The sequence below is a fragment of the Flavobacterium endoglycinae genome, assembly GCF_017352115.1.
GTDB lineage: Bacteria > Bacteroidota > Bacteroidia > Flavobacteriales > Flavobacteriaceae > Flavobacterium > Flavobacterium endoglycinae.
Window position 1 is genome coordinate 2,568,850 of record NZ_CP071448.1, and the last position, 10,508, is coordinate 2,579,357.

A 10,508-nucleotide genomic window follows, 5' to 3' on the forward strand; every position below is an offset into this window, starting at 1 on the left:
TTTAGCATTATTTTTTATGAATTAAACGAGTCAGTTTTATAGATAAATCCGTGAGGATTATTTTGGCATTTCCGTTTCTTTCAATGTGGTATAAAGCATCTGAAAGTTCTTTAAAAATCTCATGAATGTTATTTCCGTTTACGAAAGGCGCAAAATTTTCCAGTTTAAATTTGTCCACTTTTGGCTCTATGTAAACCAAACTTGGCGCTTCATAATTTAGTAAAAGTGCCTGTCTGAACATTTCGATACAAAACTGAATGAATTTTTTCTGGCTTTCGCGTCCTAATGAAGCGATTTCTTCACTCCACGAAATCAAATCTTGAATAGCGGCTGCATTTCCTTTTGCTCTAAATGCCGCACGCACCCAATTTACAAACCATTGTTCAAATGGAAATTCAGAGTCATCTTCCTTTAGGAGATGCAGTGCTTTATTGAAATTTCCCTGAGCCTGATGTGCTATTTTTTTAGCATAATTCAAATCAATGTTTTCTCTTGCCACTAAAGCCTCGGCAATTACTTTTTCGGGAAGTGCGCTAAACTGAATTACTTGACAACGAGAGCGTATGGTTTGAATAATATCTTCCTCATTTTCAGAAATCAAGATAAACATCGTTTTGTCTGAAGGTTCTTCAAGAAGTTTCAGTAATTTATTTGAGGCAGCGATATTCATTTTATCGGCCATCCAGATAATCATGATTTTATAACCGCCTTCATAGGATTTTAACGAAAGAGATTTTAAAACTTCCTGAGCATCTTCAACCCTGATTTCTCCCTGTTTGTTTTGAACGCCTAAAATTTTATACCAGTCAAATAAACCTCCATAAGGCATTTCCTGAATAAAAGTGCGCCAATCCTGAATAAAGTCTAAACTTTTGGGTTTGGTTTTTACATCTTCGGTAGTAACGGTTGGGTATATAAAATGCAGATCTGGATGCGAGATGTTTTGAAATTTCAAATTACAGGATTCGTTACCATTTTCGTTTTCGTTTCCTGTATTGCCGCACAAAATATACTGCGCATAAGCGATTGCTGTCGATAAAGTTCCGCTTCCTTCAGGTCCAATGAATAATTGTGCATGAGGAATTCGTCCGGAAGAAGCACTTTTTATTAAGTGACTTTTGATGTAATCCTGACCTAAAATTTGAGAAAATTGCATGAAGCAAAGATAACAGAAAATGATGTAGTCAAAAATTTTAGTGGGAAAGATTATTGGGGATATTTTGAGAGGAAAAATGGCAACGATTTTTCATTAAAAAAATTGTGTGTCCTGAACCAATTTTTGTTAATAAAGTACTTCGTGCTAGCAGATATCAAGACTTTTTTGTTAATATTTTTTTGCCTAAATCGACAAACGTAAGTTTTTTTTGACTATTTATTTATACCTGATTGTTGTTTTTCATAAAGAATATCTTACGTATTAGCTGTTAACAAATTTAACAAAAACCCCGTTAAAACGCACATTTTCTCGACATAACACTGATTTTTAAGGTTTTTTTAAGTTTTTTTTTGAAAAAAAAAATGAAGAAAGTTGCAATTTAAGTTAATTTCTATATTTTTGTTTGCATCAACAACCAATTATATAATAAGAATTTATGAAAGGGAAAATTATTTTATTTAGTGCATTTTTTATCATGACAACTGCAGCTGTTTCGGCTCAGGCAAAAAACGCTCCAAGAAGTATTATTAGTACAACGGCTCTTATTCGTAAATACCATGATCAAAAAGAATTGAGTGGTATGCAAAAAGGGGAACTTTTGGAATTGTACATTGAGCGAATTAAAGTATTAGTGAAAACTCTCCCTTACATTGCTTTGGTTACTAAACCAGGTGTTACTATGGCAGACTTAGGTATTCCGGACGATGGTGATCACAAGAAAATTTTAGATAACCAAGCAGTTGGTACATCAACATTCTTAGATACTACAGTAGAGTTCCAAAGAAAAATGATGCCTTACTCAGATAAAGGTAACCTTATCGCAGCTATTTTATTTTACGAAAACACATTAAAATCTTTACACGAGTTCAACGAATTGAACGAAATGTAATTTTTTTCAAAAAAATAAAACCTTTTTTAAACCAGTTACGTAAATCGGATTTGAATTTATGTAACATTTTGGAAAAGATAAAACATCAGCTCGTTCTCGATTATTCTGAAATTTTATTAGAAAATTCGAGATGAGTTTTTGCATTTACGCATACCCAAATTTATTATTAACCTAATACACACCTTTATCATGAAAAAAATTACTCAATTGATCTGCGTTCTTTTGACAGTTACGAGTATGAGTGCTCAACAAGAGAAAGGAATTATGGGCTATACTAACTGGTTAAATAACTGGACAGAATTTAAGCCAAACAAAGTAGAGTATGGAGAGCCAAACCAAATTTTGGCTGGAAACATTTCTGTAAACACAAAATTGCTTAAGAGAAATATTTATGTTCTTCAAGGGAATGTTTATGTAACAAACAATGCAGTTTTAACAATTGAGCCAGGAACTTTAATTATTGGTGATTTCGAAACAAAAGGAACATTGGTAGTTACTAAAGGTGCTCAAATCATCGCTGACGGTTTAGAAACAGACCCAATCGTATTTACATCTAACAGAAGCCAGAAAAAAGCGGGTGACTGGGGTGGACTTGTAATTCTTGGTGATGCACCACTTAACAAATTCGGTAACGTAGGATCTTACAATATGGATCTTGATCCATCTCTTACTACTTACGGTGGAGACAACGCTGCTTCTAACTCTGGTATTTTAAGATTTGTTAGAATCGAGTTTGCAGGTAAAAAAGTAAAAGGAGTTGATACTTTCAACGGTTTAACTCTTGCTGGTGTTGGTAACAAAACAATCTTAGAAAACATTATGGTAAGCTACGCTGGTGGTGATTCATTTGGTTTCTTAGGTGGAGATGTTAACGCTACAAAATTTGTATCATACAAATCAATCAACGATGACTACAAATTCTCTCAAGGAGTTCAATGTCGTTTTTTCAACTCTTTAGCAGTTAGATCTTCTTACTTCTCTAGTACAAAAGACGGATCTCGTTGTATGGAAGTTAAATCATACGAGAAAAAGAGCGAAACCGATTTTACAAAAAAACAAACTTTAGTTGTGGCTTCAAACATTACTATGGTTAATGACAGTGAAAACATCAACGCTGATATTCAAGCAGGATTAGTAAAAGAGGCTGTTTATGTAGCTGAAAATGCTTCTCTTGAAATGAAAAGAAGTGTAATCTCTGGATTTAACCCTGCAGTATTATTAGACAGCAAAACTGAAATTAACGATGCCAACCTTAAAAAAATCAAATTTGAGGAAATGTATTTCAACTTATGTAAAGGAAACATCTTTACTGAATACAATTCTAACAACGAAGATTTAGAAAGCTGGTACGGTAATAGTGTATTCTTCAACGTTTACTCACAAAGTGATAACAAAGAGACATTTATTGATATTTTCAATCCAAAAAGACCTGACTTCAGACTTCAATTAGGAAAAATTACAGCATCAAGCGGAAAATAATAGATAAAAAGATTTCGATTTTTATTTCCAAGCGTAAATTTTATTAATTAAGTCCCCAGACACAATTTATGTATCGTCTTACTAGGACCAAATAAAGATCAAAACATAATGGCTCTATCTACAAAAAAATATTTGTTACCTATAATATTTTTGGTTGCTCCTCTTTCGATTAGTCTGTACGCACAAAGCACAGAAAAACCTACTGTTTCTGGCTGCGAAATGACTTCGACTGCTGTAGTGAATCAAAACAACGAATTAGCTGTTAAAAACAGCGTCAAATTAGATAATTCTAATCAGTTTATGGTAGGGCTGTCCATCCCCAAGGACAGCCTTACTGTGGCAGCTGAAAAGAGTTCATCTACATCTGAAGAATGCGAAGAAAACACGTTTATTAGTTCTACCTCAATTCTTGCAAAAGATATTATTGAGAACTATAAATATGACTTTTCTGAAACATTCATTGATATCTTGTTTTTTGAGCGTATAGACTTAGCAAGAACTCGTACTATATGATTCGAAAAACTACTTTATCTTTTTTTAAAGTTTTATTTCTGTTTAGTATACTGTTATGTACTAAATCGAATTCTTATGCTCAAACAGCAACACTAGTTGGCCAGCAGCTTCCTTTTGACAGGATCTGTGCCGGATTAATTGTTAATGGACAGCCTTTTAATGAATATAATGCTACGTTTAGTTATTTAAATTTTCCTGCAGGAACTACTTTTGAAATAGAACTTTCAGACGAAAATGGGAGTTTTACAACTCCTACCGCAACCACTAAACTTTCTTTTGTTGACGATCCTGCTACTCAGCAGCAAACCATAAAATTTGCTATTCCAACAGATTTAAAAGGATCTGATACATACAGTATTCGTGTAAAAAGCAACACAGCAACTCCGGTATATAGCCAAAGGTTTAGAAATTTGCAAAACCAAACTACGTTTCCTGCTTTTTACAGAACATATGCCGAAAACTTTTTTATAAATGATAAAGAGTCAACAGCTACTATGTGTACTGGTGGAAATGTCAGCCTTTCTGTGTACAACCCAACGCCTGGAGATATTCCTTCATCGCCTGCAAACTATCCAAATTTAACTTATAAATGGTATAAAGATGATGTGCTAATTGCAGGACAAAGTGGTACAACGTTATTGGCAAATGCACCAGGAGTTTACTATGCACAAATTAATTACGGAGGCTGCGACGATGAGAACTTAAGTTCAAATCGTGTTACGGTTGTTTCTTCAAACGGCGGTTCTGCGGTAACTATCAATTCAAGTTTAGGAAATCCTTTTTGCTCAAATGGTACAGGAACTGTATTAACAGCAACTTCAGGAAACAGTTATAAATGGTACAAAGACGGCACGCTGATTACAGGTGCCGTTAACCGTACTTATTCAACAAATGACTCAGGTGTTTATACAGTTGAGGTAGATTTTGGAGGATGTGTTTCTTCTGGAAGTATAAATCTTCAGAGTAATGGTTTTAATGCCAGTATTGATGTGGCTGACCAATATGAGTTAAAAGAAGGTGAAACGTTAAACGTATCCGTAACCACTGATGCAACAACTCCAAAATTTGAATGGTATTTAAATAATATCCTTATTCAGGGTGCCACAACCGCAAATTATGCAGTAAGCGTAAGAGGACTTTATAAAGTAGTTATTTCACAAGAATCAGGCTGTATTGCCACGAAAGAATTTACTTTCAGAGTAACCTCTGAAGCAGATGCTACAACCACAGTAATACCAAATATCGTAAAGCTAAGCGGTAATTATCCATATTGGAATATTCCAGATGTTTATAAAACAGCGTCGACTAAACTTATAATTTTAAGTTCGAATGGAGAAGTAATGTTCGATGATGTAGGGAGCAATTACGATCCGGAACTTAATTCTTTTATTAAAGATTTTAAAAATGTCAATCCAGTTTATTACTATGTCATTCAATCCGACACAGGTGAAAAAAAAGGATCAATTACTGTAATTAAATAATATGAAGAAAATTTTACTATTCATCACTTTATTTTACAGTATTTCAAATACACTCTATTCTCAGGATAAAAATGAGAATGGAGTTGTTTCGTTTTCGTTACCTATAAGAAATTCGTTAAAGTTCAATAGATATATAATTAACCCAACGTTCAGTTTTGTTCGCGAATCAAACCCTTACGCAAGTTTCTATAACAAGAGACAATGGGTACAGTTTGAGAATGCTCCACAGACTTATTTAGCAGGTTATTCGGGTCGTTTTAGAGAAAATGAAGCTTTTGCGTTTGGCTTATTCCAGCAAAATTATGGTCTAATGACTGTTTTTGGCGGAGTAGTCAATTTTGCACATAACGTCGTTTTACAACAAGACAGCAATTTAACCTTCGGATTAAATGTTGGAGCTTATAAAAGTGGTTTAGATAAAGGAAAAATTATATCCGATGACGTAGATATTTTGAATGGAGAATATCCTTCAAATATGCTGCTTACTGTAAATCCTGGGATCAATTATGGAACCGCTTTCATGGATTTCGGATTATCGATTAACAATTTAGTTCTTTATAATTTCGGTTCTGGAGTGGTTAAAGAAGATCCTGAAAGAGCAATAGAACTTCATGCGATGTATACAGGTTATATAGACAGCTATGGATTTTTTGAGCAAAGTAAATTTTCAGGAATTGTAAAAACAGAACTTAAAAAAGACAAAACCGTTATTTCTGGTCTTGGTATGCTTTCTCTTAAACAAGGAGTTTGGGCACAAGCAGGATATAACACGCTGTATGGAGTTTCGGCAGGTTTGGGTGTGAATATTTCACCAAGTATTGCCATTGAATACAACTATGAAAGAGGAATGGGAAATTTTACCAATATGGGACCTTCTCACGAGTTTGCCATAGCATATAAATTCAAAAATAGAAATTACTATTATGGTGATGACGAAGAAGGTGCTTTAATCGATCCGTCAAAGCCTAAATCAAAAACAGTATTAGCTAAAGATGTAGCATCTGCCGAGCCGGTAAACAGAGCAGAAGTTGCTGAGAAACAAAAATTAGCTGCAGAAGCAAAAGCAAAAGCCGATGCCGAAGCAAAACAAATACGACTTGCAGCAGCAGAAAAAGCAAAGGCAGATGCAGAAGCCGCAGCAAAAGCAAAAGCTGAAGCAAAATTATTAGCAGACAATAAAGCCAAAGCAGATGCGGAAGCTAAAGCAAAAGCAAAACTTGATGCAGATAATAAAGCTAAAGCAGATGCCGAAGCTAAAGCACTAGCTAAATTAGAAGCAGACAATAAAGCCAAAGCTGATGCTGAAGCAAACAAAATACGATTAGCAGCAGAAGCGAAAACAAAAGCAGATGCAGCCGCAGCAGCAAGAGCTCAGTTAGCAGAAGCAAACAAAGCACAAGCAGCGGCACAAAAAACACAAGCGCAGTTAGCTGCTGATAAAGCAAGAGCTGATGCAGAAGAAAGAAGATTGAAATTAGCCGCTGATAACAGAGCCAAAGTTGATGCAGCGGCAGCAGCAAGAGCACAGGCAGCAGCACAAAAAACAAAAGAACAATTAGCAGCAGACAAATCTGAAGCTGATGCAGAAGCATTAAAATTAAAATTAGCAGCTGATGCAAAAGCTAAGGCCGATGCCGAAACGTTACAAGCAAAATTAGCTGCAGCTGAAAAAGCAAAAACAGATGCAGAAGCGGCAAAAGCAAAAGCAGCAGCAACTAATGCAGCAGCGCCAACACAACAAAAAACAGCAGCACAACTTGCCATAGAAAAAGCAAGGGCAAATGCTGAAGCAGCAGCTAAAGTGAGATTGGCAGCAGCAGAAAAAGCAAAAGCCGATGCTGAAGCAGCAAGACAAGCAAGAGTAGCAGCAGCCGAAAAAGTAAAAGCAAATGCAGAAGCAGCACGCGCAAAATTAATAGCTGATACACAAGCAAAAGCCGAAGCAGCAGAAGCTAAACGTAAAGCCGATGCAAAAGCAAAAGCTGAAGCAGCTGATTTAGAATCAATACTTGCAGCTGATGCAAAAGCAAAAGCAGATTCAGACGCACTTCAGGCAAGGCTAGCAGCAGAAGCGAAGGCCAAAGCAGCATCTGAAGCTAAAACCAAAACGGCTATTGATGCGGCAAATAAAGCCAAAGCAGCAGCAGATCTAAAAGCAAAAGCGGCTGAAGAAGCAGCACTAAAAGAAAAATTAGCAGCTGATGCAAAAGCGAAAGCAGATGCAGAAGCAAGACAAGCAATAATAGCAGCTGAAGCAAAAGCAAAAGCAGATGCAGAAGCACAGAAAATAAAACAAGCTGAAGAAGCGAAAGCCAAAGCCGCAGCGGAAGCTCAGGCTAAACTTGACGCAGAAGCTAAAGCTAAGGCTGATGCAGAAGCACTTCAAGCAAAATTAGCAGCGGATGCAAAAGCGAAAGCAGACGCAGAAGCACTTCAGGCAAAACAAGCAGCAGAAGCTAAAACTAAAGCAGATGAAGAAGCACGTCAGGCGAAATTAGCAGCCGATGCAAAAGCGAAAGCAGATGCAGAAGCACTTCAAGCAAAATTAGCGGCGGATGCAAAAGCTAAGGCTGATGCAGAAGCACTTCAGGCAAAACAAGCAGCAGAAGCTAAAACTAAAGCAGATGAAGAAGCACGTCAGGCGAAATTAGCAGCCGATGCAAAAGCAAAAGCCGATGCAGAAGCATTACAAGCTAAGTTGGCAGCGGACGCAAAAGCTATGGCAGACGCAGAAGCACTTCAGGCAAAACAAGCAGCGGAAGCTAAATTGAAAGCCGATGAAGAAGCACGTCAGGCGAAATTAGCAGCCGATGCAAAAGCAAAAGCCGATGCAGAAGCATTACAAGCTAAGTTGGCAGCGGACGCAAAAGCTAAGGCAGACGCAGAAGCACTTCAGGCAAAACAAGCAGCGGAAGCAAAAGCAAAAGCAGATGCAGAAGCATTACAAGCTAAGTTGGCAGCCGATGCAAAAGCAAAAGCCGATATGGAAGCATTACAAGCAAAATTACTTGCTGATGCTAAAGTTAAGGCCGATGCAGAAGCTACTGCAAAAGCGCAAGCAGAAGCTGAAGCTCAAAAGTTAAGAGAAGCAGAAGAAGCACGTCAAGCGAAATTAGCAGCCGATGCAAAAGCAAAAGCAGATGCAGAAGCACTTCAAGCTAAGTTGGCAGCAGATGCAAAAGCTAAGGCCGATGCAGAAGCACTTCAGGCAAAACAAGCAGCGGAAGCTAAAGCAAAAGCAGATGAAGAAGCTCGTCAAGCGAAATTAGCAGCTGACGCAAAAGCGAAAGCGGATGCAGAAGCATTACAAGCTAAGTTGGCGGCAGATGCAAAAGCTAAGGCCGACGCAGAAGCTCTTCAGGCAAAACAAGCAGCGGAAGCTAAAGCAAAAGCAGATGCAGAAGCATTACAAGCTAAGTTGGCAGCAGATGCAAAAGCTAAGGCCGATGCAGAAGCACTTCAAGCGAAACAAGCAGCAGAAGCTAAAGCAAAAGCCGACGAAGAAGCTCGTCAAGCGAAATTAGCAGCTGATGCAAAAGCAAAAGCAGATGCTGAAGCACTTCAAGCTAAGTTGGCAGCAGATGCAAAAGCTAAGGCAGACGCAGAAGCGCTTCAAGCGAAACAAGCTGCTGAAGCAAAAGCAAAAGCCGATGAAGAGGCTCGTCAAGCGAAATTAGCCGCAGATGCAAAAGCGAAGGCAGATGCTGAAGCAAAAGCCAAAGCAGCCGAAGAAGCTCGTTTAGCTAAGTTAGCAGCTGATGCAAAAGCTAAGGCAGACGCAGAGGCAAAAGCAGAAGAAGCACGTCAGGCGAAATTAGCAGCTGATGCGAAAGCGAAAGCAGATATGGAAGCCGCTCAAGCTAAATTATTAGCCGATGCAAAAGCGAAAGCCGATGCAGAAGCAACAGAAAAATTAAGAGCAGAAGAAGAGTCTAGAAAACTAAGAGAAGCAGAAGAAGCACGTCAGGCAAAATTAGCAGCGGATGCAAAAGCTAAGGCCGATGCAGAAGCGGCAGCAGCAAGAGCAGCGGCGGCAGCGAAAGACGAAACTGCTAAAGCAATCGAAAGTTTAACTCAGTCTATAGAAAGTTCAAGTAAAACGCAAAGTGATTTATTAGCACAATTCAATGCCACTGTAGCGAATAAACAAAAAGACTTGAACGACTTAAAAGAAGAGAACGATTTAAGTGAAAAAGGTATTTACAGAGAGCCAAAACCGTTCAAGAGTGTAGCGGCTGAAAATAGCCAGATCGAAGCTTTAAAATTACAATTGGCAGATGCCAGCAGAGCACAAAAAGAAGAGATTGCGAAGCTGACAAATTTATATAATGAAAGGCTTAAAAAGGTTCCAAATAAAAACGACGCTTTAAACAAAACGTATCTTGAAAAGATCAATCAGTTAAAAGCAGCTCAATTGAAAATGGAGCAGGATGGTGCAGCTTTATTAGCAGATTTAGAACGTATCAAAGCTGAAACTGAAATCGAGAAAAAACGTAGAATTAAACGTGCGGCTTATGAAAATGATCAAGGAAGATATGCACAGGATCTAGCAGCTCTTAAGCGTATTAAGGAAACAACAAAAGTCAGCAGTACGCCATTAACAGCAAGCGACTTTGATTTTGGAGAAGATCAGTCAAATATGCAGATCATTAAGAATATTAAAAATTCTGAAAATGGTTATTATATGATTCTTGCAGTACACAATAGTGTTGAGAAGAGGGATCAATTCCTAACCAAAGCGGTACAAGCCGGATTGACAGATATTAATTTCTTCTATAATGTGACGACAAGTAAATATTACATCTATTATGAAAAATTTGATGGTTTACAAGAAGCAACGAAAGCATTAGAATCGAAAGGGACTAAGCCATATAACGGGAAAATGGCTATCGTAAAAGTTGAAAATTAGTAAAGAATTATATAGATCTAGACTTCTTTGAAAAAAGAATAGGAACAATAAAGTAAATTTTAAATAAAGATTATATGCTGT

At 37.4% G+C, this 10,508-nt stretch carries 6 protein-coding genes; 5 read left to right on the forward strand and 1 reads right to left on the reverse strand.

What is annotated here, in order from left to right; all coding sequences use genetic code 11:
- Positions 1 to 7: 7 nt before the first annotated feature.
- Entirely contained in the window at positions 8 to 1,156 is a 1,149-nt protein-coding gene (locus J0383_RS11305; RefSeq protein ID WP_207298482.1) for a DNA polymerase III subunit, read from the reverse strand.
- A gap of 436 nt (positions 1,157 to 1,592) precedes the next feature.
- Between J0383_RS11305 and J0383_RS11310 the strand changes: the two genes are divergently transcribed.
- The 5 genes from J0383_RS11310 (at position 1,593) to J0383_RS11330 (ending at position 10,427) form a co-directional block, all read left to right on the forward strand.
- Entirely contained in the window at positions 1,593 to 2,045 is a 453-nt protein-coding gene (locus J0383_RS11310) for a hypothetical protein (RefSeq protein ID WP_207298483.1), read from the forward strand.
- Positions 2,046 to 2,234: 189 nt separating this feature from the next.
- Positions 2,235 to 3,524: a hypothetical protein gene (locus J0383_RS11315; RefSeq protein ID WP_207298484.1), complete on the forward strand. Its 1,290-nt coding sequence runs from the start codon at positions 2,235 to 2,237 to the stop codon at positions 3,522 to 3,524.
- Positions 3,525 to 3,632: 108 nt separating this feature from the next.
- The gene (locus J0383_RS11320) at positions 3,633 to 4,037 is read left to right on the forward strand and encodes a hypothetical protein (RefSeq protein ID WP_207298485.1); all 405 of its coding nucleotides are present in this window, start codon (positions 3,633 to 3,635) and stop codon (positions 4,035 to 4,037) included.
- Complete coding sequence (gene sprC / locus J0383_RS11325) at positions 4,034 to 5,518, forward strand: gliding motility protein SprC (RefSeq protein WP_207298486.1); 1,485 nt, start codon at positions 4,034 to 4,036, stop codon at positions 5,516 to 5,518. Before J0383_RS11320 ends, sprC begins: the two co-directional genes overlap by 4 nt.
- Before the next feature lies 1 nt (position 5,519).
- Positions 5,520 to 10,427 carry a PorP/SprF family type IX secretion system membrane protein gene (locus J0383_RS11330; protein WP_207298487.1) on the forward strand — a complete coding sequence of 1,636 codons (4,908 nt, stop codon included), beginning with the start codon at positions 5,520 to 5,522 and terminating at the stop codon, positions 10,425 to 10,427.
- Positions 10,428 to 10,508 lie beyond the last annotated feature (81 nt).